The organism is Kiloniellales bacterium, assembly GCA_030066685.1.
Lineage (GTDB): Bacteria > Pseudomonadota > Alphaproteobacteria > Kiloniellales > JAKSBE01 > JAKSBE01.
Map to the genome: position 1 here is coordinate 36223 of JASJBF010000014.1, position 23251 is coordinate 59473.

A 23251-nucleotide genomic window follows, 5' to 3' on the forward strand; every position below is an offset into this window, starting at 1 on the left:
GTTGTATGTCATGCTCTCGCGGCCGGGCGGCTCCCGGTCGAGACGTCCGGTTCATCGCGAATGGCGCAACGTACGCGAAACGGAGAAAGAGCATGGCAGTCGCCAGGTTGCTTGCGACCTTCCTGGTCGTATCCCTGATCCTTCACACCACGGCGCGTGCCGACGAAGAGCCGGATGCGACCCTCACGTTCCAATCGACGAACGTCGGCGTGGGGGTCGGCGTTCAATGGGGCAGCGGTGTGCTCACGCTGAAGGACGGCACCGAGCTTCCCTTCAAGGTCACCGGTGGCAAGCTGGTGACGGCCGGCTTCACCAAGGTCAGCGGCAAAGGCGAGGTCTTCGGGCTCACGAATGTCGAGGACTTCAACGGCAAGTATGGCAAGCTCGGCGCCGGCGGGGCCTTCGTCGTCGGCAAGTCGATCTCGGTCCTGGAGAACGAGGACACCAAGGTCAAGATACATCTGAGCGCGGACCAGGAGGGGGTCGAGATCGACCTGAGCGCCGGCGGCCTCGGCTTCGAGCTCAGGGAGTGAGCGGCACCCCAATCTAGGCGGTAACACGGTCACGGCACGGGCGCCGGTGACGACGGGCCAGGCCCGCCGTTCGGCGGCCTGACCTCGCTTCCGGCGCCGGCCGCTCTCCGGGCCTGCGCTGAAGGCGGCTGGACTCCCAGCGCAGGGCTCGGCCGCGACCCCTGATCGCCCGGGCGGCGGCCGGTGTGGCGCGGTCGCGCCCACTTGCGCGAAAGCGGCGGCGCGCCATGTTGGCCGAGCCCCCGGTGCCGAGGTCGCTGCAAGGGGAACCCGACGCCGTCGCGGCGCCGGTTAAGGCTTTGCCAATCTCGCTCCACTAGGACCTTGGTCAGGCATCAGCTGACGAGGCCACGCCATGCAGACCCTGACCGTCTCGGCGGTGCCCGGCATCCTGGGCGCATACCTCCGGCGTGCGCTGCGCGTCCATGTCTGGTTCATCACGGCGGTCTTCGTCTACGCCCTCTTCGGCCAGGTCGTACCCCGGCTGTTCGGCCTCGGGGACTACGCCCGGCTGTCGCTCTACAACGACGCGCTGCCGCTCCTCCTGGCCTGCTTCCTTCTGGCCTTCGCGATCGGCCACGCGCTTCATGTCATGTTGGTCAAGCGGCCGGCCCGGCTGATCGCCCATCTCCTGAAGGACTACCGGGAGCGCTTCCTCGACCCCGAACGCCTGGCCAACGCCGCGGTCCTGCTCCTGATCCTGCCGATCTTCTTCTCGGTCTTCACCTCCTTCAAGGTGATGATCCCGCTGATCGAGCCCTTTTCCTGGGATCCGGCCTTCGCGCGATGGGACGAGGCCCTGCACGGCGGCCAAGCGCCTTGGGAGCTGCTGCACCCGGTTCTCGGCTTTCCACCCGTCACCACGGCGATCAACTTCGTCTATCACCTCTGGTTCTTCGTGCTCTACGCCGTGATGTTCTGGCAGGGCTTCACCCTCGCCGACCCGCACCTCCGGATGCAGTACCTCTTGTCGACGGTCCTGATCTGGAGCCTGCTGGGCTCCCTGGCCGCCACGCTGCTGTCCTCGGCGGGGCCCTGCTACTACGGCGCAGTGACCGGAAAGGCCGATCCCTTCTCGCCCCTGATGGCCTATCTGCGCGCGGCCGCGGAGAGCCACTACGTTCCGGCGGTCGCCGTCCAGGACATGCTCTGGGCCGATTACCAGGCGGGCCGGCTGATCGGGGCGGGCGGCATCTCCGCCATGCCCTCGCTGCACGTCGCCTCCTCCTTCCTCTTCGTGCTCCTGGGCTGGCGGACCAACCGGATCCTCGGCTGGGCGACGACGGTCTTCTTCCTTTTCATCCTGATCGGTTCGGTCCACCTCGGTTGGCACTACGCGATCGACGGCTACCTCGCCGTGGCCCTGGCCTGGCCGCTCTGGCTCCTGGCCGGCCGCCTGCTCGACCTCGATCCCCTGTTCCGCCGCAGCGGCGCGCGGCCGCGCCCCGCCGCGGCTTGACTCCGGCGCGCCGCTCCGGCATGCGCTGATCTGGGATCCGACGCGCTGGGAGGGCGGACATGACGGATGAGCGCGCGCTATCGCCGAGATCGATCCTGGCGCAGATCGACCACTACCTCGACCCGGCGACCGGTGCCGTCAGCCCGCCGATCCAGCCGGCTACGACCTTCGCCCGGGGCACCGACCACGAGCCGCTCGGCGCCTACCGCTACGCACGAACCCGCAGCCCGAGCGACGACCTCGCCGAGCGCGTCTTCGCGGAGCTGGACGGCGGCGCCGAGGCCCGGCTCTTCGGCTCGGGCATGGCCGCGGTCACCAGCCTCTTCGAGACGGTCGACGGCGGCCGCCACGTCGTGGCGCCGCGGGTCATGTACCACGCCGCCCAGGATTGGCTGCGCCGCATCTCGCAGCGCCGCGGCATCGGCCTGACCCTTTTCGACGCCTCCGACCCGGCCGCCCTCGCCGGGGCGATCCGGCCCGGGGAGACCGACATCGTCTGGATCGAGTCGGCCACAAACCCGAACTGGCAGGTCATAGACATCGCCGCCGCCGCCGAGGCGGCGCACGCAGCCGGCGCGCTGCTCGGCGTCGACTCGACCGTGGCGCCGCCGGTCACCACCCGGCCCATCGAGCTCGGCGCCGATTTCGTCTTCCACTCGGCGACCAAGTACCTCAACGGCCACAGCGACGTGACCGCCGGCGTGCTGGTCGCGGCCAAGGCCGACGAACGCTGGGAGGAGGTCAAGCTGGTGCGCAACCTGACCGGCGGCATGCTGGGGGCCTTCGAGGCCTGGCTGCTGCTGCGCGGCCTGCGCACCCTGGCCATCCGCTTCGACCAGGCTTCCCGCAACGCGCTGGCGCTGGCCCGCCACTTCGAGGGCCATGCCAAGCTGGAGGCCGTGCTCTACCCCGGCCTGGAAAGCCATCCCGGCCACGACGTCGCCAGGCGGCAGATGACCGGCGGCTTCGGCGGCATGCTCTCGATCATGGTCAGGGGCGGCACGGCCGAGGCCAAGGCCGTGGCGACCGGGACCCGGCTCTTTGTTACCGCGACCTCGCTCGGCGGCGTCGAGAGCCTGATCGAGCACCGCGCCACCATCGAGGGTCCGCACTCGGCGGTCGCCGATAACCTGCTGCGCCTCTCCGTCGGCATCGAGGACACCGACGACCTCATCGCCGACCTCGAGCAGGCGCTGGCGCGGATCTGAGGCGCGCAGAAGCGGCCGTCGCCCCAGCGCGCCCTCTCTGCTACCCGTCTGCTGTCATCACCGGGCTTGACCCGGTGATCCATGGCAATGGCCGAGCGGCGGCATGGATCCCCGGATCAAGTCCGGGGATGACATTGAAAAGGCAGGGGCCGTGCGGATAGCGATCTCAGCGCCTAAGCCCGCTCCACCTTGCAGAGGAAGCAGCCGTAGAGGGCGGTGCGGATCTGCAGGTAGGCGTTCTTCGGGTCTTCCAGGAAGCGGCGGATCACCGGCTCGGCGTCCTCGCCCTCGACGATCTCCGAGGCCTCGTAGTTGATCCGCTCCTCGGCCGTGTAGCCGCGCACGACGACCCTCCGGCCCTGGAGGACCGGCGGCAGGCGGTTCTCCGCCGCGAAGGGCGCGCAGGCCTCGTTGCACACGAAGATCGGACCGACCTCGCTGTAGGGCCCGGGCACCGGCGCGGGCCGATAGGACAGGAGCAGGACCTCCTGCTCCAGGCCGATGCTGTCCAGACAATGGCGGCAGGGCTTGCGCGGATCGTCAGTGGGAAAGACCTCGACGGGCTCGCCGAAGGCGTCCCGGCGCTGCTCCCGGACCTGGCGGGCGAAGTTGCTGTCGAGGCCGACGACACGATAACCGGACATGACGAGCTCCCTTGCTGCAAGAGGTAAAGGATGCCGCCTTGTATCTCCGGGCCCGAGGTGCCGCTATCCGGAGCTTGCGCGGGGCCGCTTGACGCGCCGACTCGGCCCCGGCCTTATGGGGCCAGCGAGATCTGCGAGCCGCTTCCATGCCTTACGCCTCCCTCCGCGACTTCATCGAACGACTGGAACGCGACGGCCGCCTGGTCCGGGTCACGGCGCCGGTCTCGCCGGTGCTGGAGATGACCGAGATCCAGACCCGGCTGCTGGCCGAGGGCGGCCCGGCGGTGCTCTTCGAGACCGTCGTGGAAGAGGGCGGCAAGGCCTACGACATGCCGGTCCTGGCCAACCTCTTCGGCACGGTCGAGCGGGTCGCCTGGGGCATGGACCGGGAGCCGGCGCAGCTCCGCGAGGTCGGCGAGACCCTGGCCTTCCTGCGCCAGCCCGAGCCGCCGGGCGGCCTGCGCGAGGCCTGGGAGAAGTGGCCGCTCCTGAAGCAGGTCCTGGCTATGCGGCCCAAGACCGTCTCGCGGGCGCCCTGCCAGGAGGTCGTCCTCCAGGGCGACGACATCGACCTTTCGGCCCTGCCGGTCCAGACCTGCTGGCCGGACGAGCCGGCGCCCCTGATCACCTGGCCGCTGATCGTGACCCGGGGCCCCGACCCCGAGGGCGACAAGGCCGATTCCTTCAACCTCGGCATCTACCGGATGCAGGTGATCGGGCGCGACCGGACCCTGATGCGCTGGCTGAAGCACCGCGGCGGCGCCCAGCACCACGCCCGCTGGAAGCAGTCCCGGCCGGAGCCCCTGCCCGCCGCCGCCGTCATCGGCGCCGATCCCGGCACCATCATCGCCGCCGTGACCCCGGTCCCCGATACCCTGTCCGAGTACCACTTCGCCGGCCTGCTGCGCGGCCAGAAGGTCGAGCTGGTCGACTGCAAGACCGTGCCCCTCAAGGTCCCGGCGGCCGCCGAGATCGTCCTGGAGGGCGAGGTCAGCCTCCAGGACTATCGCGACGAGGGCCCCTACGGCGACCACACCGGCTACTACAACGCGGTCGAGCCCTTTCCGGTCTTCACCGTCAAGGCGATCACCCGGCGCCGGGCGCCGATCTACCTCTCGACCTTCACCGGCCGGCCGCCGGACGAGCCCTCGGTCCTGGGCGAGGCCCTGAACGAGGTCTTCGTCCCCCTGCTGCAGCAGCAGTTCCCCGAGATCCGAGATTTCTGGCTGCCGCCCGAGGGCTGCAGCTACCGGGTCGCGGTGGTCTCGATGAAGAAGGCCTATCCCGGACACGCCAAGCGGGTCATGCTCGGCGTCTGGTCCTACCTGCGCCAGTTCATGTACACCAAGTGGGTCATCGTGGTGGACGACGACATCGACGCCCGCGACTGGAAGGACGTGATCTGGGCGGTCTCGACCCGCATGGACCCGGCCCGCGACATCACCCTGATCGAGAACACGCCGATCGACTATCTGGACTTCGCCTCGCCGGAGAGCGGCCTGGGCTCCAAGATCGGCCTGGACGCCACCGACAAGTGGCCGCCCGAGACCAAGCGCGAATGGGGCCGCAAGATCCGCATGACCGACGCCGTGGTCGAGAAGGTCGACCGGATGTGGGCGGACCTTGGCCTGCCCGGCAGCGGCAAGGCGATCTGGAAGTAGGGACCCGAAAAAGTCCGCTTTCCCGTCCAAATGGGTGAGGACGCTGGCGCGCCGCCGAACTAGGATCGGGCGGCTTGACCACGACGGCAGGGTGCCCCCGCCCTGCCGAAGCCTCGCAGCCCCCCGTACTGATCGTCCGCAAACGAAGGAGGCAGAATGCCGCCGTTCTCGGAGTCCGTCCTATGCCGCCTGAGGCTGGCCGTGATCGCCGGCCTCCTGGTCGGCGGCCTGACCTCGACCGCCGCCTATCCACAAGAGGGGTTTTGGCCGCACGCCTGCGACCTGCTGGTCGAGGCCGGGGCCGACAGCCGCCTGGGCGGCAGCACCGAAGTCACCGCACGCCTGGAGTTCGAGCGCGAAGGCGCCCAGGTCACGACCTGTTCGCTCGCCAATGGCACCAAGGTCGCGACCCTCATGGTGCTGCGAAACCTGGGAGGGCCGGCCGAGGGCGGGCCTGCCGACCTGCTGAAGGCCCACGCCGCCTCGGTGAACGCGGCGCTCTCCGGAGCGCAGAGGCTCGCCTTCGAGCCCCTGCCGGCCCTGGGCGCCGGTGCCGCCTGGAGCCCGGGACTGAACCAGATCACCCTGTTCAAGGAGGACGGCAGCCTCCTGACCCTTGGGCTCTCCGGGCCCGCGGCGCGAAAGACCGCGGTCGAGCTGCTCAAGAACGTGCTGGAACGGCTGAATCTGGCGGATCTCGGGCGGAAGTCCGGGTGACCGCGACCTCCCGGCGCAGGCCCGAGGACTGCGGTCCTAATCGTTCCATTTAAACAATATTGAAGGATTCTCTGCGATCCTGAGCGGCGCGGCAGTACACCACCGGCGGGGGCGGCCATCGGGCCGGGCTTGCGCCAGACTTACGAAAGACCCGAAAGCTCGTGATACCACCGGAAATCGAAGGCCTGCTCGGAGATCTTCAGCTCCACCCGCCGGCAAAACCGGCGGCGCTGGACGCAATCGAGCGCGCGCTGACCTTCCCGCTGCCCGGGCAGTACAAGGCCTTCATGATGTACTCCAACGGCGCCGAAGGCAGCATTTCGACCAACCACTTGCATCTTTGGCGCCTGGAAGACCTGATCGACTGGAACCAGAAGTACCAGTTGGAGGAGAAGGCGCCGGGCCTCTTCGCCTTCGGCGGCAACGGCGGCGCCGAGGCCTATGCCTTCGACACCATCACGCTGGGCCTGCCGATCGTCATGGTGCCCTTCATCGGCATGTCCCGGAAGGCCGCCATCTTCGTGGCGCCCGGCTTCAACAGCTTCCTGAAGATGCAGGCCAAGGCCGACTTCGTCGAACGGATCTACGGCGGCTGAGCCCCTCCCGGCCGGCCAGGCCGGCGGAGCAAGCCCCCGCGCGCGGGGGGCTGGACAGGGCCGCGCCGACGGCCAAGAATTCCCGAAAGCCAGAAACGCCGAAACCGGGAGGACGCCGATGGGCTGCTGCCACTACTATGCGCCGAGCGAAGGGGGCGACGAGGCCTTCTCGGTCGACATGTCGGCGATCACCTTCGGCCGCGGCGTCCTGAAGGAGGCCGGCGACCACGCCGCGGCGCTCGGCATCTCGCGCATCGCCCTGATGACCGACGCCCGCCTGGCAGAGCTCGAGCACACGGCCATCGTCAAGGATGCGCTGCAGTCCGCCGGCCTGGACGTGGTGCTCTACGACGAGGTCCAGGTCGAGCCGACCGACGGGTCCTTCCAGGCGGCCAGCCGCTTCGCCGGCGAGTCCGGGGTCGACGGCTTCCTCTCCCTGGGCGGCGGCTCGGTGATCGACACCACCAAGGCGGCCAACCTCTATTCCAGCCACCCGGCCGAGTTCCTGACCTACGTCAACGCGCCGATCGGCGGCGGCCAGGCGATCCCCGGGCCGCTCAAGCCGCACATCGCGTGCCCGACGACCAGCGGCACCGGCAGCGAATGCACCGGGATCGCGGTCTTCGATCTCTTGGCCATGAAGGCCAAGACCGGGATCGTCTCGCGCCGGCTGCGGCCCGCCATGGCGCTGATCGACCCGGAGACGACGCGCAGCCTGCCCAAGAACGTGGTCGCCGCCAGCGCCTTCGACGTCCTGAGCCACGCCCTGGAGTCCTACACCGCCCAGCCCTACTCTCAGCGCGCCGCCCCGGCCAAGCCGTCGCTGCGCCCGATGAGCCAGGGCGCCAATCCTTGGAGCGACCTGGGCTGCCGCGAGGCGGTGCGGATCCTAGGCGAATACATGGTCCGGGCGGTCGACGACGCCGAGGACGATGAGGCCCGGGGGCAGCTGATGTGGGCGGCGACCCTGGCCGGGATCGCCTTCGGCAACGCCGGCTGCCACGCGCCCCACGGCATGTCCTATTCGGTCTCGGGCCTGGTCCGCGACTTCCGCCCTGAAGGCTATCCGGCGGCGCTGCCGATCGTGCCCCACGGCATGTCGGTCATCGTCAACGCGCCCTCGGTCTTCCGCTTCACCGCCGAGGCCTGCCCCGAGCGCCACCTCGAGGGCGCCCGGCTGCTGGGCGCCGAGACCCGGGGCGCGACCCCGGCGGACGCCGGCGAGGTCCTGGCCGGCGAGATCATCGGCCTGATGCGCAAGACCGAGATGCCCAACGGCCTGAGCGGGGTCGGCTACGGCGAGGCCGACGTGGCGGCCCTGACCGAGGGTTCCTTCCCCCAGAAGCGCCTGCTGGACAACGCACCCCGGGAAATCAGCAAGCCGGTGCTCTCGGATCTCTACGTCTCCGCCCTCGCCTACTGGTAGGAAATCCCGCCTTTCCCCGGAGGCGCCGATCCCGCGGCGGCCGCCCCCGGCCGCCGCGTTAAGGATTCCTTCACAGCTGGTCACCGAAATGTCACAGGTCTCATCGGACTTCGGTGCCTAAATATGGCCCACTGCAAGAGCTTAGGGTGGCCACTTATAAGCTCCTGAATCAGAACGGTGATCAGTCGTCGCCTTAACCGACTGTTATTCACTTCACAAAGAAGATGGCCGCCGCTGACCGCGACGTGCCCCCTCGATCGAATAAGCACCGGCGCTTCCGCCGGGCCTTGATCCGCTGAGGAGCAGCAGGAGGCGAATATGCGTTTCACGGAGACCCTGAGCCTTATGCCCGATTCCTTTCTTTTCTGGTTGATGATCGCCCTGGTCGCGACCCTCGCGCTCTATTTCACGCGCGAACCCGGCCACCGCGCGATCCTTCATCTCGGCAGGGCGCTGAACTACGTCTGCCGCCTCGGCGCGGCCTCGATGATCCGCGCCGAAAAGCACCTGCAGCTGCGCAACCGCGAGGTTCTCCTGGCCGCCGGCCGCGAAGAGGCCGAGCGCCACATCGAGCGGGAGTTCGAGCGCCTGGAGGCCGCGGTCCACCGGGACCTGGCCCAGTGCCCGAGCCTGCACCGCAAGATCCAGGAGCAGGTCACCCAGATCGAGGAGGACCTGCAGGCCAGCGTCGAGGTGCCGCCGGCGCCCCCGGGCTGGGTCAAGGCGGTCCAGGCGGTGGCGCAGATTCCGGATTCCGGCGACGGCATGGTCTCCAAGATCCTGGAGAACATCCACCAGTCGCTGGTCAAGGCCCAGGAGCAGGCGCTGGACGAGTACCGCGGCGCCACCCAGGAACGCCACGCCCACCTCAAGAGCATGATGCCGCACTGGCGCAAGCTGATTGACCTGGTCGGCCAGGCCGACAAGCGGGCCAACAAGATCATGGACCACGCCAAGGTCCTCGACCGCCACATGGACGAATACGAGCAGATTCTCAAGCGGGACGACCGGGCGGTCCGCAAGCTGTCGTCGTCCTCGCTGGTCGACTTCCTGATTGCGGTCTTCGTTCTGACCATCGCGATCGGCGGCGCGGTGATCAACTTCCACCTGATCGCCCGGCCGATGGCCGAGATGGTCGGCGGCAACACCCTAATCGGCGCCTTCAAGACCGCCGACGTCGCCGCCCTGGTGATCATCCTGCTCGAGATCACCATGGGCCTCTTCCTGATGGACTGCCTGCGCATCACCCGGCTCTTCCCGGTGGTCGGCGCGCTCTCCGACAGGCTGCGCAAGATCATGATGCTGTCCGCCTTCAGCCTCCTATTCTTCCTGGCAAGCATCGAGGCCGGCCTGGCCTACATGCGCGAGATCCTGGTCCAGGACGAGCTGGCGACCAGCGCCCTGCTGCGCGGCGAGGCCGCCGGCAGCGTCGCGGTCAGTTTCCAGTGGATCACCACCCTGGCGCAGATGGGCATGGGCTTCATCCTGCCCTTCGCGCTTACCTTCGTGGCGATTCCCTTGGAGACCTTCTTCAAGTCCCTGCGCACCGTCTCCGGCCTGGTGACCGGCGGTGTGCTCAAGGGCATCGCGGTGGCCCTGCGGCTGACCGGCGGCTTCTTCAAGTACATCTCGGAGCTGCTGATCGACCTCTACGACCTCTTCATCTTCTTCCCGCTGTGGGTCGAGCGCCAGTTCAGGCACGGCGACCCGCAGCGCAAGGCCAAGACGGCCCACGTGCAAGAGAGGTACTGAGCATGAAACGCGTCGTATCCCTGGCAGCCCTGGCCTTGGCGGTCGTGCTGGGCTCCTGCTCCGGCGAGGCCCAGAAGCCCGGCAAGGGCGTCTACATGCTGCTGGACACCTCCGGCACCTATACCCTGGAAATGAAGAAGGCGCAGCAGATCATCAACGTGATCCTGGCGCGCCTGGACCCGGGCGATTCCTTCGCGGTCGCCCGGATCGACACCGGCAGCTTCTCGGAGAAGGATATCGTCGCCAAGGTGACCTTCGACGAGCGGCCCTCCATGGCCAACCAGCAGAAGCTGAAGTTCAAGGAGAACATCGACAAGTTCGTGAAGTCTCTGAAGCCGGCCTCCTATACCGACATCACCGGCGGCATCCTGCAGGCGACCGAGTTCCTGGAGGAGAAGGACCACGGCGAGAAGATCATCATCATCTTCTCGGACATGGCCGAGGACCTGAAGAAGGGCTACAAACGCGACCAGGCCTTCACCCTGGACGGCTTCCGGGTCGTGGCGCTCAACGTCACCAAGCTCAAGAGCGACAACTTCGATCCGGACGAATACCGTAGCCGTCTGGACGCCTGGGAGGCCCGCGTCGTCAACGGCGGCGGCGAGTGGCGCAAGATCAACGACCTCGACACCCTGGACCGGATCTTCGGCTAGAGCACGATGATATGAGGTTGAACCAAACTCATATCTGAATCGTGCTCTAACCTGTTGAAATAGAGCGGGATTCAGATTTGAAGTCGATTGGACTTCAAATCATCGCGCTCTAGGGCCCTATCCGCGAGGACCAAACACCCCAAGACCGAACACCCCAACGATCATAGGCACCTCCTCGAAACCGCCGGGCGTCCCAGAAAAGGGACGCCCGGTTTTCGTTTGACCGCGGCTTTTCCTCGGTCTCGAAATGGCGGAGACTCCGGTAATGCGATGGTTCTCATCCTGGCGGCGGCGGCGCGCGGCGAAGCGCTACGCGCAGTGCCTCGGTCCGTGCCTGCTCAGGCACTTCGGCAATTCGCAGACCTATACCCGCGCCCAGATCCAGCGCTGCGTGACGAAGGCCGGGCTGACCCCGCGCTACATCGCCCTTGGCTATGCATCCTTCCTGGAGGAAAGCGATTTCGAGGCCCTGGTGCCGGGCCTGCCGATCCGGATCGGCTACGAAGAGGCCCGCGCGCTGGTCGCGCGGTATCGTCCGTATCGAGGCGAGTATGTCCCTCAGACCGCGATGAACGCCCACGCCGGACAGAAGACCTATCTCGACTAGACAAGGCCGCGATTCTTCGAACCGGGACGGACCGAAGCGAGGACACGCGAATGTTCTTGAAAGGAAGGTTCGCGGTCGCGCCCAGCGCGACCGACACCGGCATGCTGCGGGCCGTGCTGACCGAAGGGGCGGAGCAGCAGATCCGGGAGAAGACGCTCCTCGGCGGCCGCCTCGGCGGGCCGGACGACATCGCGGCGGTGGTCGCCTTCCTCGCCGGTCCCGAGGCTGCCTGGATCGCCGGCTAGCGCACTTCCCGATCAGACGCGTTCGCGTCTGGCCGGGAGTAGTGCGCTATCGCTCTGAAGTTAGGGCATTACATCCGGCCAGATGGATCGCGAAGCGATTCCATCTGATCGGATAATGCCTTAGATCATCAACGCTTCCGGCGGCCGGCAGATCTGATACGGCCCTGCCCGCCCGGACCCGCAAGGGCGACCGCGGCCTTTTCTGGGTGATAGACCGCATGGCCAGTCCGGGCGCGGCGGGCTATACAGGGACGCGAGCCCACGTCCCGCCGGAGTTTCCATGCCCGCCGACCAGAACGACCTCGACCTGCTGACCGATCTGCTCGCCCGCGCCAAGGCCGCGGGCGCCGACGCGGCCGACGCCGTGATGGTCCATGCGACCTCGCTGTCCCACGCCCGCCGCCTGGGCGAGCTGGAGCGCCTGGAGCGGGCCGAGAGCAGCGACCTGGGCCTGCGGGTGCTGGTCGGGCGCCAGCAGGCGGTGGTCTCCTCGACCGACGTCACGCCGCCCGCCCTGGCGCAGCTGGTCGAGCAGGCCGTGGCCATGGCCCGCAGCGTGCCGGAGGATCCCTATTGCGGCCTGGCCGATCCGGAGGACATCGCCCGCGAGGTCCCCGAGCTCGAGACCTGCGATCCGGAGGAGCCGGCCACCGAGATCCTGATCGAGCGCGCCAAGGCCTGCGAGGATGCCGCCCGCGCGGTGCCCGGCGTGACCAATTCCGAGGGCGCGGAGGCCGGCTGGTCGATGAGCCGGGTCACCCTGGCGGCGAGCAACGGCTTCGCCGGCGGCTACGCCGGCTCCTCCCACTCGATCGGGGTCGCCGTCCTGGCCGGCGAGGGCCAGGGCATGGAGCGCGACTACGACTACTCCTCGGTGGTTTACGGCGCCGACCTCGAGGACCCGGCCGAGGTCGGGCGGCGCGCCGGCGAACGCACGGTCCGCCGCCTGGGCCCGCGCAAGCCGGACACCGGCAAGTATCCCGTGGTCTTCGACCCGCGGGTCGGCAACGGCCTGCTGCGGCACCTCTCCGGGGCGATCAACGGCACCGCGATCGCCCGCGGCACCTCCTTCCTGAAGGACGCCATGGAGACCCCGGTCTTCGCCGCGGGCATCACCATCGTCGACGACCCGCACCGCCCGCGCGGCCTGCGCTCCAAGCCCTTCGACGGCGAGGGCCTGGCCAACCGGCGGCGCGAGATCGTCGAAGCCGGGGTGCTGAAGACCTGGATCCTCGACCTGCGCTCGGCCCGGCAGCTCGGACTGACCTCGACCGGCCACGCCGCGCGCGGTACCTCCGCGCCGCCCTCCCCGGCGGCGACCAACCTCTACATGAAGGCCGGGCCTGAGAGCCCGGAGGCGCTGATCGGCGAGATCGACCAGGGCCTTTACGTCACCGAGATGATGGGCATGGGCATCAACATGGTGACCGGCGACTACAGCCGGGGCGCCGCTGGCAACTGGATCGAGAAGGGCGAGCTGACCCATCCGGTCAGCGAGCTGACCGTGGCCGGCAACCTGAAGGACATGTTCGCCAAACTCACCCCGGCCAGCGACCTGGTGTTCCGCTACGGCGTCAACGCTCCAACCCTGCGCATCGACGGCATGACCCTGGCCGGAGCCTGAGGCCGCCCACCCGACCGGCGAGTTCACCCCTCACCCGGCCGCTGCGCGGCCACCCTCTCCCGGCGGGAGAGGGATGCGAAGGCTTGGCGAGGCCAAGGGCCGAGCCCTAGCCGGAGCTGGGTGAGGGGTCGTCCGCTCCGGCAGCTTCCAGGATCACCGTCAGCACGCCTTCGGGGTTCTCCGCGACCTCGTTGTTCCAGAACCGGATGACCCGGTAGCCCTCAGCCTCCAGCCACCGGGTCCGGCGCGCATCCTGTGCTCTGCCGTCAGGAGCGCCATGCTGACCTCCATCCACCTCGACGACCAAAGACGCGCTCAAACAGAAGAAGTCGACGACGTAGGGCCCCAGGGGCACCTGCCGGCGGAACTTGAGCCCCGCAGCCTGCCGATTGCGCAGGGCAGACCAGAGCTTCGCTTCGGCCCTGGTCTGGTTGCGGCGCAGCTCTCTGGCACGTGAGGTCGACATCGATCAGAGTTCACCATGGCGAGGTCCGGGGCGCCACCCCTCACCCGGCCGCTGCGCGGCCACCCTCTCCTCGGGGAGAGGGATGCGAAGGCTTGGCGAGGCCAGGGGTCGAGCCTTAGCCGGAGCTGGGTGAGGGGAGCCCGCGCTCAGCCGGCCATGCTCTCGAAGAGCTCGAGCTGCCAGGTCATCTCGTCTTCGCTCAGGGGATAGCCGCCGCCGCGCGGGCGCAGCAGGTCGCCCGGCGCGATGCCGCCCAGGCGGGCCTGGAGCTGGACCGCGAACTCGGCCGAAAGCCCGGCCTTCCAGGCCAGGGAGACCACGCCCTTGGCGCTGCGGGCGTCCAGGACCTTGGAGATCCCGGCCTCGGGCAGGCCGGACTTCTCGGCCAGGGCCGCCTTGACTAAGCCGCGGTCGCCGCCGCCCAGGGCCTTGGCGATCGCCGCCTCGGTCAGCTCGCCTTTGGCCTCCAGGGCCTTGACCCGCTCCGCCGGCGGCACCTCGCCCTCGGCCGCCGCCTCGCGGGCCTCAAGGCGCTTCTTGACCTCCTTGGCCAGGGACTTGGCGGTCTTGGCGTCCAGGTCACGGCGCGCCTCCAGCTCCTCCAGCAGGCGGTCGGCGACGAAGCCGGCCAGCTTGCGCACCGCGGCCATGGAGAGCTTGGGCCGGGCGACCAGGGGTTCCTGCCAGGCCACGACCTTGCGCGCCCGCTCGACCAGCAGGTCCAGGGTCTCCTCGCGAATCTGCGCGCTGTCGTTGGCCAGCAGGGCGGCGGTCGCCGGCTCGCTGTCGACCGCGACCACGGCGTCGGCGACCGGCGCGCCCAGGCCGCGGCGCCGCGAGATCGCTTCGAGCTGGCCCTCGGCGCAGCCGGCCTGGATGATCTCGATGAGGTCTTCGTCGGAGAGCAGCGGAGAGAACTCCAGGACCGGCGCCGCGACCGCAGCCGCGGCGTCGCGCGCCAGGCGCTGCACCACCTCGCCCGGGACCTCGGCCAGGTCCTTGACCGCTTCGGCCAGGACCCGGCGGACCCGGACCGCCTCGTCCCGGGCCAGGGTCACCAGGACCTTCTCGACGTAGGCCTCGGCGCGCTTGTGCTCGGCCGGGCCAAGGTCGGGCAGGACCCGCGCGACCTTGGCCGCCAGGCCGGCGCGCACCGCCTCGTCGCGGTCCTCGGAAAGCAGGATGTCGGCTTGGTAGGGCGTCGAGGCGTTGGCCGCCACCTCGGCCCGCACCGCGGCCTCGGCGTCCTCGGCCAGGTAGTAGAGCATCTCGGGCCGCAGGTCGGCGCGCCCGGCGAGCTCGGCCCGGACCCGCGGGTCGGCGCTCTGGAGGTAGACCTTGGCCTCCTCGTAGGGCAGACCGCCGACGCCGCCGTCGCTCACGCCGCGTCCTCCTCCCGGCAGCTGGGGGCGATGGCGAGGCCGCTCTTGCCGCCGTGCTTGACCTCGTACATGGCCTTGTCGGCGCGCTTCATCAGGGCGGCCAGGGTCTCGCGCCGGTTCGGATCGGTCACCGCCAGGCCGACCGAGAAGCCCAGGGACGGCCCGCCGGGCGGCGAGAAGGGCTTCAGCTGGCTGGCGGCGCGCACCAGGGTGCGGGCCTTGCGCCGGGCCGCTTCCAGGGGGATGTCGACCAGGAAGAGCGCGAACTCGTCACCGCCCAGGCGCGCCGCCAGGTCCTGGCGTCGGGTAAAGCGGTTGAGGATGCCCGCGACCGCGACCAGGGCCGCATCGCCGCGGTCGTGGCCGAAGCAATCGTTGACCTGCTTGAAGTTGTCGAGGTCGACGTAGAACAGGACCCCGTCCCGCCAGGCGCCGGGCGCCTGCTTCAGGCGCTCTTCCAGGCTGCGCTCGAAGCTGCGGCGGTTGAGGAGGCCGGTCAGGGGGTCGATGGCGGAGTCCTTCTCCAGCGCCTCCTTCCGGCGCAGCTGCTCGATCGCCAGGCCGAGCTGGACGCTGAGCTCCTCGACCAGGCCGCGATCCTCCTCCGCCCAGGCCCCCTCGGCCGGCTCGCGCCAGAGGCAGATCGCGCCGTTGACCCGGCCGTCGTGGGCCGTCGTGTGGAGCATCAGCAGGCCGTCGTCGGTCTCCAGGTCGACGGTCATTTCCTCACCGTCCAGCTCTTCCAGGGCCTCCTCGAGGACCTCCTCCGGAATCAGGACGCCGGTCTCGACCGCCCGATGCGGCACGCCCTCGCCGTCCTCGGCCAGGCGGTAGACCGCGACGCCCGCCGTCGGCAGGGCCGGCATCAGGGCGGCGGCCGCCGCCTCGAGCATCCGTCCGGGCTCCAGCTCGCTGCGGATCAGTCCCAGGATGTAGCTTAGGAGGCGCTCCTGGTTCCGGCTGCGGGCCCGTTCGCTCTCCTGCTGGTGGCGTTCGGTGACGTCGCTGGCGACGCCGCGCGCGCCCCGCCAGGTGCCGTCCGGGCCGAGCAGGGGCGTGGCGTCGAGCAGCAGGCAGGCCGGCTCGTCGTCGGCCCGGGTGACCCAGACCTCGACGTTCTCCCGCGGCGCCTCGGTGGAAAAGGGTCCCGGCGCCGGCTCGTCCTCGACCAGAAGCTCCTCGGCCCTGCGGCCGATCAGCTCCTTGGCGCCGTAGCCCAGCGCGCCGCGCGGCGAGACGAAGGTGAAGCAGCCCTTGGCGTCGGTCTCCCAGACGAACTCGTGCGAGGCCTCGATCAGGTCCTTGTAGCGCTGGCGGGACTCGATCAGCGCCTCGCGCAGGTTGCGCTCCAGGGTCACGTCGCGCCCGAGAATCAGGACCGCCGTGCCCTGGCCCCAGGGCATGACCGCGAGGTCCAGGGCCTGGCTGTCGCCCTCCGCGCTCAGCAGCCCGGCCTCGATCACCAGCGGCGAGATCTGGGCGCTGCGGCCGTTCAGGGCGTCGTCGATCGCGGCGCGCAGCTCGCGCTTGCCGCCGCGGGTCAGCATCTCGACCAGCGGCCGGGCCTTGGCATTAGCGGCCAGCACCACGGCGTTGCCGCCGACCACCAGGGCCGGGCCGGGATAGTGCCAGAGCGGCCCGTCTTCGGTGAACAGGCTGAACTCGCCGCCCGGCTCCGGCGCAGCCGGGCCGTCCGCGTCCCGATCCTTGGCCCGATCCCCGGCCCCGTCTTTCGGATGCTCCTGATCGCTCATTGGGTGCCCGCCCTCTCCGACTGACTCGAGTGGTCAGCAGGGAGATTGCCTGCCCCCGCCTAACAGCCTGTTAACCGCCAAATACCAAGGTGCGTTGATAATGACCTATTTGACGGCGCCCGTCGGTGTAGGAGTCGGCTCCGAAAAACACAGCATCTCGGCCTTAATACATGAGAACGAAAGATTTAGCCTGCGGCGTTTTCTTAACCTTCTCTTAACCATGGGCGTTTATCTTCCTTAACATGACGGTGGACTGGCCTTATGCCGAAGGGCGTGGCCGACCAGCCAGTCGCAGGGGTGCGGGGGCGACCCCCCTGGTCCTGGTCGTCGAAGACCACACGCTCATATCGGTCCTGATGCGCGACACCCTCCAGAGCTACGGCTACAGGGTGCTGATCGCGCACGACGCGCCGGAGGGCATCCGGCTCGCCTGGGCCCTGCGGCCCGACGTGATCCTGATGGATATCTGCCTGCCCGGCATGTCGGGGCTGGACGCCACCCGCGTGATCAAGGACAACCCGGCCCTGCGCCACATCCCCATCGTGGCCGTCACCGCCCACGCGATGTCCGGCGACCAGGAGAAGATCCTGGAGGGCGGCTGCGAGGGCTATCTCTCCAAGCCTTTCCGCATGGCCGACCTCGAGCAGGCCGTCGACGAAGCCTTGAAGAAGCGGCCCGGACCGCGGCTCCTGCCGCCGGCGATCGAGGACCTGCCGCAGGCCTCCTGACACCGCCCCTCGACAGATCGTCCCCGATCGGACGGCCCCCAGGACGGCCGGCCAGGAAAAATTTCCCCTGGCCGCCGGGAAATCCGCCGCGTTAACCCTGCGTAAAGCCGATTCCTTGATCCTTTGGGCTACCCCAAAGCGATAGGGCGACGCGGCGGCCCGGCCGAATCGCGTCAGCCCAGGCGGACCACTGCGGCGCAAGCGGGCGCAGCGGACCAGCCGCCGAGACCAAGGTGCGGAGAATCCGAGGCATGTCCTACGCCGAGAGCAGTCTCTCCCAGGTGCGCGCACTGGGATCGGCGGCGGATCTGGGCGCGAGATCCGCACCGGCGGCGGCCGAGGCCCCGCAGTCGGATGGCGCCACGGCGGCCGACTGGCACCTGCTTCGGACCACGCCGGCGATCATACACTCGATCGACACCGAAGGCCGCCTCGTGGAGGTCAGCAACCGCTGGCTGGAGTTCATGGGCTACCGACGCGAAGAGGTGATCGGCCGCCGCTCCTCCGATTTCCTGACCGCGGAGTCGCGGCGCAAGGCCGTCGAGGAGATCCTGCCCGCCTTCATGGCGGCCGGCCGCTGCGACAACGTCGCCTACGAGGTCGTCACCAAGAGCGGCGAGGTCCGCAACGTGCTGCTGTCGGCGACCGCCGAGACCGACGCCGAGGGCCGGGTTCTCCGCTCGCTGGCGGTGCTGACCGACGTGACCGACCAGGTCCGCGCGGAGCGGGCCCTGGCGAAGAGCCGGACCCGTCTGCGCACCATCCTGCAGGACCAGGCCGAGCTGATCTGCCGCTACGAGGCGGACACGACCCTGACCTTCGTCAACGAGGCCTTCTGCCACCACTTCGGCAAGCCCGAGACGCTGCTGCTCGGAACCGCCTTCGCCGATCTCTTCCCCGAGGGCGGACGCGACGCCCTGCTGTCCCACATCTCCCGCCTCCATCCGGGCCAGCCGGTCACCTACGAGCAGCAGAGCCTCACCCTCGACGGCCAGCTTGCCTGGCACGAGTGGACCGATCGCGCGATCGCCGGGCCGGACGGCGGAATCGTCGAGTACCAGTCGGTTGCCCGGGACATCACCCGGTCGCGGCGCCAGCAGCTCGCCCTGCGCCGGCTGCTCGATATCACCGCCAGCCAGCACCACAGCTTGGCCGAGAAGATCGACGAGGTGATCCTTCTCGGTCTGGACCACTTCGGCCTGGAGAGCGGCGTGGTGAGCGAGATCATCGGCTCGGCCTACGTTGTGCGCCATGCGGTCAGCGCGGTCGAGGCGATCAAGCCCGGGGTCAGCTTCGCGCTCGAGGACACCTACTGCGCCCACACGGTCGAGCTGGGCCGGCCGGTCGCCTTCGACCATGTCGGCAGCAGCGAGCTGGGCCGGAGCAGCTGCTACCGCCAGCTGCGCCTCGAGGCCTACATCGCGGCGCCGATCATGGTCGGCGGCCAGCTCCACGGCACCCTGAACTTCTCGGCACGGCGGCCGGCGTCGCGGAGCTTCGGCTCCGAGGACCTGGAGATCATCGCCCTGCTCGCCCAGTGGCTGGGACTTCAGATCCTGACCGGCCAGAAGCAGGGGGAGCTCGAGCGCTCCAACGCCGACCTCGAGCAGTTCGCCTCCGTCGCCTCGCACGACCTGCAGGAGCCGCTGCGCACGATCGGCAGCTTCTGCGAGCTGTTGGAGCAGCGCTACGGCGGCCAGCTGGACGACGACGGCGAGGAGTTCATCGGCTTCATCGTCGACGGCGCGCGTCGGATGCAAGGCCTGATCGACGACCTGCTCAGCTACGCCCGGGCCGGGACCAAGGGCCGCGACTTCGAGATGGTCGACAGCGATGCGATCCTCGACAAGGCGCTCAAGAACCTCAAGGCGGCGCTGGACCGCAACCAGGCGGTGGTCGAGCGCGGGCCGCTGCCACAGCTCTGCGCCGACGAGGTCCAGGTCCTTCAGCTGTTCCAGAACCTGATCGGCAACGCGGTCAAGTTCCGCGCCGAAGACCCCTTGCGGATCACCGTGACCGCCGAAGACCAGGGCAGCGCCTGGTGCTTCGCGATCACCGACAACGGGATCGGCATCGAAGCGAAGTTCGCCAAGCGGATCTTCCTTGTGTTCCAGCGCCTGCACACCCGCGAGGCGATCGAAGGCAGCGGCATCGGCCTGTCGATCTGCAAGAAGATCGTCGAGCGTCACGGCGGCCGGATCTGGGTCGAGCCGGCGCCCGAACGCGGCAGCCGCTTCTGCTTCACCCTGCCGAAGCTCGGGTAGGTTCGCATGGCTCTCGGCAACCCTAGTCACCTTACCGGGCCGGAGCGGCCGATCGAGATCCTCCTGGTCGAGGACAACCTGGCCGACGTGCGCCTGGCGCAGGAGGCGCTCAAGGAGATCCGGGCGCCGCATCACCTGACCGTGGCCCGAGACGGGGTCGTGGCCGAGGCCTTGCTGTCCGCCCCGCCGTCCGGCGCGGAACCCGCGCGCCCCGACTTGATCCTGCTGGACCTCAACCTGCCCCGAAAGGACGGCCGCGAGCTGCTGGAGATGATCAAGGCGGATCCACAGCTGAGGCGCATTCCGGTCATCATCCTGACCACCTCCTGCGCCCACGACGACGTGATTGCCGCCTACGACCTCAACGCCAACGCCTTCGTGCGCAAGCCGATGGGCGTCGACAGTTTCATCGAGCTGATCCGGGCGATCGACGCCTTCTGGCTGAGATCCGCGGTCCTGCCGCCGCCCGACTGAACCGCGAACCTACGCAACCATGGGGTCGGACGGACCGACCTCGGCCGACCTGGACCAGCCGCAGCCAGGAACCAGAACCGAAGGACTAGCCAGACGATGCAAGCCAATCAAGCGATCCGGCACGAGGACGGCCGCAGCACCGGCGGCAGGTTCGGCGCGATCAATGCGCTTCTGATCGAGGACAGCGCGGCGGATGCCCGCCTTCTGCGAGAGATCCTCTCCGAATCGAAACACATCGAGTTCCGACTCACCCACGCCGAGACCCTCAAGGACGGGTTGCAGCGCCTGGGCAAAACGCATTTCGATGTCGTCCTGCTCGATCTCAATCTGCCGGATTCCAACGGGCTGGCGAGCGTCGACAACCTTTTGGCGGCCCATGTCCGCGCGCCGGTCGTGGTCATGACCGGCAACGAGGACGAGGACCTGGGCCTGCGGGCGGTCGCCGCCGGCGCCCAGGACTTCCTGGTCAAGGGGCAACTCAACCGCGCCGCCGCGGTCCGGACCATCCGCTTCGCTGTGGAGCGCTTCAACGCCCTGGCGCGCCAGCAGTACGAGACGGTGCGCGCCACCGGCGAGAAGCTGCAGGACGAGATCGGCCGCATCGCCTCCTCCCTGGACGACGCCGGCCAGAACACCAGCACCTATCGCGAGAGCCTGACCGGCCTGGCTTCGGAGCTCAAGCTGGGCACGGAAGGCGGAGACGTCGCCGACCTGATCCAGCGGTTGAGCGCGGCGACCCTCGAGATGCATCGCCACAGCACCCAGCTCGAGAGCCAGCTGAAGGACTCCTCGGAGACCATCAACACGCTGTCACAGGATCTGGAGGAGACCCTGCAAGCGGCGATGACCGACTCCCTCACCGGGCTCTACAACCGCAAGGCCTTCGACGAGCGCCTGGCCCTGGCCACCGCCGACAGCCTGGAGAACGGCAGCACGCTCTCCCTGCTGATGGTCGACATCGACCACTTCAAGCGCTTCAACGACACCTGGGGCCACCAGGTCGGCGACCAGGTGCTGCGTCTGGTCGGCGAGAACCTGCGGATGAACGTCAAGGGCAAGGACACCGCGGCGCGCTACGGCGGCGAGGAGCTGGCAATCATCCTGCCCGACACCGCGATCGAGGACGCTGTGACCCTGGCCGAGCAGATCCGCAAGGCGATCGGCGCGATGAAGATCGTCAAGAAGAAGTCGCGCGAGGAGATCGGCCCGGTCACGGTGTCCATCGGGGCGGCCCAGTTCCGGCACAACGAGACCCCGGAGGACTTCGTGGCCCGCGCCGACTACGCCCTCTACGCCGCCAAGGAGGGCGGCCGCAACCGCGTCAGCCGCGCTGCGGGCTGAGCCGACGGGCCGCTTGTCTTCCAAGCGTCCGGCGCTCTAACCTCCCGGCATGACGACACCCCTCGACATCGCGGCCGGACGCGGCCGGCCCGCCCCCCGGACCGAGGAGGTCGAGGTCTGGCTCTTCGACCTCGACAACACGCTCTATCCGCCGAGCTCGCGCCTCTTCGACCAGGTCGACCGGCGGATCAAGGCCTTCGTCCAGGACTTTCTGGGCTTGGACCTGGAGGCCGCGCACCGCCTGCAGAAGGACTACTTCCACGAGTTCGGCACCACCATGCGCGGCCTGATGACCAACCACGGCATGGAGCCGGAGGGCTACCTCGACTACGTCCACGACATCGACCTCTCGCCGATCGCCCCGGCGCCCGGCCTCGACGCCACCCTGGACCGCCTGCCGGGGCGCAAGCTGATCTTCACCAACGCCTCGACCCCCTATGCCGAGCGGGTGCTGGACCGCCTGGGCCTGCGGCGGCACTTCGAGGCGATCTTCGACATCGCCGCCGCCGACTACGAGGGCAAGCCCCATCCCGGCGCCTACCACAAGCTGATCGCGCAGCACGAGGTTGCGCCCGAGCGCAGCGTCTTCCTCGACGACATCGCCCGCAACCTGGAGCCGGCCGCCGCGCTCGGCATCACCACGGTCTGGGTCGCCCACGACGACCACCGCGCCCGCCACGGCGCCGAGGGCGACCACGTGCACCACGTCACCGAGGACCTGGCGGCCTTCCTGCGGACGGTGCTCGGGCCCTGACCGCGCTGCTGGCGCCGGCCGTTGACACCCAGAGGGCGCTCCCGCAGAGTCGCGCCGCTTTGGATCGGGCGGCGGGACGAGGGAGGCGGCCGGAGATGGACAGCGCGGCGCTGGAACGGACGATCGACGAGGCCTGGGAGGCGCGGGACCAAGTCGACATCAACACCACCGGGCCCCTGCGCGAGGCCATCGAGGAGGCCCTGACCGGCCTCGACGAGGGCCGCTTCCGGGTCGCCGAGAAGGCCGGCGCCGACTGGCGGGTCAACCAGTGGCTCAAGAAGGCGGTGCTGCTGTCCTTCCGGATCTACGACATGCAGGCCATCGCCGGCGGCCCGGGATCCGAGGCCGACGGCTGGGGCGCCTCGCCCTGGTTCGACAAGGTGCCCTCCAAATTCGCCGGCTGGGGCGAGAACCGCTTCCGCGCCGCCGGCTTCCGCGCCGTGCCCAACTGCACCGTGCGCCGCTCGGCCTACATCGCGCCGGGCGTCATCCTCATGCCCTGCTTCGTCAACCTCGGCGCCCACGTCGGCGAGGGCACCATGGTCGACACCTGGGCGACCGTCGGCTCCTGCGCCCAGGTCGGCAAGAACTGCCACATCTCCGGCGGCGCCGGCCTCGGCGGCGTGCTCGAGCCGCTGCAGGCCGGGCCGGTGATCATCGAGGACAACTGCTTCGTCGGCGCCCGCTCCGAGGTCGTCGAGGGCGTCGTGGTCGAGGAGGGCTCGGTGCTCTCCATGGGCGTCTTCATCGGCGCCTCGACCAAGATCGTCGACCGCGAGACCGGCGAGGTCCACTACGGCCGCGTCCCGGCCTACTCGGTCGTGGTGCCCGGCAGCCTGCCCGGCAAGCCTCTGCCCGACGGCGCGCCCGGCCCCAGCCTCTACTGCGCGGTCATCATCAAGCGGGTCGACGAGCGCACCCGGGCCAAGACCTCGATCAACGACCTGCTGCGGACCTAAGTGC

Annotated in this window: 22 protein-coding genes; 18 read left to right on the forward strand and 4 right to left on the reverse strand. The window is 69.1% G+C overall.

Features of this window, described 5'->3' with window-relative positions; translation table 11 throughout:
- Positions 1 to 92 precede the first annotated feature (92 nt).
- From QNJ30_09885 to QNJ30_09895, 3 genes are all read left to right on the forward strand, one after another.
- Positions 93 to 533 carry a hypothetical protein gene (locus QNJ30_09885; GenBank protein ID MDJ0943766.1) on the forward strand — a complete coding sequence of 147 codons (441 nt, stop codon included), beginning with the start codon at positions 93 to 95 and terminating at the stop codon, positions 531 to 533.
- Positions 534 to 888: 355 nt separating this feature from the next.
- Positions 889 to 1992, forward strand: a complete 1104-nt coding sequence (locus tag QNJ30_09890; GenBank protein ID MDJ0943767.1) for a phosphatase PAP2 family protein — start codon at positions 889 to 891, stop codon at positions 1990 to 1992.
- Positions 1993 to 2051: 59 nt separating this feature from the next.
- Entirely contained in the window at positions 2052 to 3200 is a 1149-nt protein-coding gene (locus QNJ30_09895) for a PLP-dependent aspartate aminotransferase family protein (GenBank protein ID MDJ0943768.1), read from the forward strand.
- Between the two features lie 173 nt (positions 3201 to 3373).
- Here QNJ30_09895 and QNJ30_09900 read toward each other — a convergent pair whose 3' ends face one another.
- A complete protein-coding gene (locus QNJ30_09900) occupies positions 3374 to 3844 on the reverse strand; it encodes a DUF1203 domain-containing protein (protein MDJ0943769.1) in 471 nt (156 codons plus the stop codon).
- A gap of 146 nt (positions 3845 to 3990) precedes the next feature.
- Here QNJ30_09900 and QNJ30_09905 point away from each other — a divergent pair, with 146 nt between their 5' ends.
- The 9 genes from QNJ30_09905 (at position 3991) to QNJ30_09945 (ending at position 13125) form a co-directional block, all read left to right on the forward strand.
- A complete protein-coding gene (locus QNJ30_09905) occupies positions 3991 to 5505 on the forward strand; it encodes a UbiD family decarboxylase (GenBank protein MDJ0943770.1) in 1515 nt (504 codons plus the stop codon).
- A gap of 156 nt (positions 5506 to 5661) precedes the next feature.
- The gene (locus tag QNJ30_09910; GenBank protein MDJ0943771.1) at positions 5662 to 6222 is read left to right on the forward strand and encodes a hypothetical protein; all 561 of its coding nucleotides are present in this window, start codon (positions 5662 to 5664) and stop codon (positions 6220 to 6222) included.
- 161 nt (positions 6223 to 6383) lie between these two features.
- Positions 6384 to 6818 (forward strand): SMI1/KNR4 family protein, encoded by a 435-nt coding sequence (locus QNJ30_09915; GenBank protein MDJ0943772.1) that lies wholly within the window; start codon positions 6384 to 6386, stop codon positions 6816 to 6818.
- Positions 6819 to 6936: 118 nt separating this feature from the next.
- On the forward strand, positions 6937 to 8244 hold the full coding sequence (locus tag QNJ30_09920; GenBank protein MDJ0943773.1) for a hydroxyacid-oxoacid transhydrogenase: 1308 nt from the start codon (positions 6937 to 6939) through the stop codon (positions 8242 to 8244).
- 318 nt (positions 8245 to 8562) lie between these two features.
- Positions 8563 to 9996: a hypothetical protein gene (locus QNJ30_09925; GenBank protein ID MDJ0943774.1), complete on the forward strand. Its 1434-nt coding sequence runs from the start codon at positions 8563 to 8565 to the stop codon at positions 9994 to 9996.
- 2 nt (positions 9997 to 9998) lie between these two features.
- Entirely contained in the window at positions 9999 to 10649 is a 651-nt protein-coding gene (locus QNJ30_09930) for a hypothetical protein (GenBank protein MDJ0943775.1), read from the forward strand.
- 265 nt (positions 10650 to 10914) lie between these two features.
- Positions 10915 to 11256: a hypothetical protein gene (locus QNJ30_09935; protein MDJ0943776.1), complete on the forward strand. Its 342-nt coding sequence runs from the start codon at positions 10915 to 10917 to the stop codon at positions 11254 to 11256.
- 50 nt (positions 11257 to 11306) lie between these two features.
- The gene (locus tag QNJ30_09940; protein MDJ0943777.1) at positions 11307 to 11501 is read left to right on the forward strand and encodes an SDR family oxidoreductase; all 195 of its coding nucleotides are present in this window, start codon (positions 11307 to 11309) and stop codon (positions 11499 to 11501) included.
- Between the two features lie 280 nt (positions 11502 to 11781).
- Positions 11782 to 13125 (forward strand): metallopeptidase TldD-related protein, encoded by a 1344-nt coding sequence (locus QNJ30_09945; protein ID MDJ0943778.1) that lies wholly within the window; start codon positions 11782 to 11784, stop codon positions 13123 to 13125.
- A 106-nt stretch (positions 13126 to 13231) separates the two neighbouring features.
- Here QNJ30_09945 and QNJ30_09950 read toward each other — a convergent pair whose 3' ends face one another.
- The 3 genes from QNJ30_09950 to QNJ30_09960 form a co-directional block, all read right to left on the reverse strand.
- The gene (locus tag QNJ30_09950) at positions 13232 to 13591 is read right to left on the reverse strand and encodes an endonuclease domain-containing protein (protein MDJ0943779.1); all 360 of its coding nucleotides are present in this window, start codon (positions 13589 to 13591) and stop codon (positions 13232 to 13234) included.
- Between the two features lie 146 nt (positions 13592 to 13737).
- Positions 13738 to 14973, reverse strand: coding sequence for a DUF2336 domain-containing protein (locus tag QNJ30_09955; protein MDJ0943780.1), 1236 nt, complete (start codon positions 14971 to 14973; stop codon positions 13738 to 13740).
- Complete coding sequence (locus QNJ30_09960; protein ID MDJ0943781.1) at positions 14970 to 16727, reverse strand: diguanylate cyclase; 1758 nt, start codon at positions 16725 to 16727, stop codon at positions 14970 to 14972. Before QNJ30_09960 ends, QNJ30_09955 begins: the two co-directional genes overlap by 4 nt.
- Positions 16728 to 17041: 314 nt before the next feature.
- On the opposite strand from QNJ30_09960, the gene QNJ30_09965 reads away from it, so the two are divergent.
- The 6 genes from QNJ30_09965 to dapD all read left to right on the forward strand — a co-directional run bounded on the left by QNJ30_09965 (position 17042) and on the right by dapD (position 23247).
- On the forward strand, positions 17042 to 17455 hold the full coding sequence (locus QNJ30_09965; GenBank protein ID MDJ0943782.1) for a response regulator: 414 nt from the start codon (positions 17042 to 17044) through the stop codon (positions 17453 to 17455).
- A 251-nt stretch (positions 17456 to 17706) separates the two neighbouring features.
- Positions 17707 to 19719, forward strand: a complete 2013-nt coding sequence (locus QNJ30_09970) for a PAS domain S-box protein (protein ID MDJ0943783.1) — start codon at positions 17707 to 17709, stop codon at positions 19717 to 19719.
- Positions 19720 to 19725: 6 nt separating this feature from the next.
- Complete coding sequence (locus QNJ30_09975) at positions 19726 to 20193, forward strand: response regulator (protein ID MDJ0943784.1); 468 nt, start codon at positions 19726 to 19728, stop codon at positions 20191 to 20193.
- A gap of 96 nt (positions 20194 to 20289) precedes the next feature.
- Positions 20290 to 21534, forward strand: coding sequence for a diguanylate cyclase (locus tag QNJ30_09980; protein MDJ0943785.1), 1245 nt, complete (start codon positions 20290 to 20292; stop codon positions 21532 to 21534).
- Positions 21535 to 21583: 49 nt separating this feature from the next.
- On the forward strand, positions 21584 to 22288 hold the full coding sequence (locus QNJ30_09985; GenBank protein MDJ0943786.1) for a pyrimidine 5'-nucleotidase: 705 nt from the start codon (positions 21584 to 21586) through the stop codon (positions 22286 to 22288).
- Positions 22289 to 22383: 95 nt separating this feature from the next.
- Complete coding sequence (gene dapD / locus QNJ30_09990; protein ID MDJ0943787.1) at positions 22384 to 23247, forward strand: 2,3,4,5-tetrahydropyridine-2,6-dicarboxylate N-succinyltransferase; 864 nt, start codon at positions 22384 to 22386, stop codon at positions 23245 to 23247.
- Positions 23248 to 23251 lie beyond the last annotated feature (4 nt).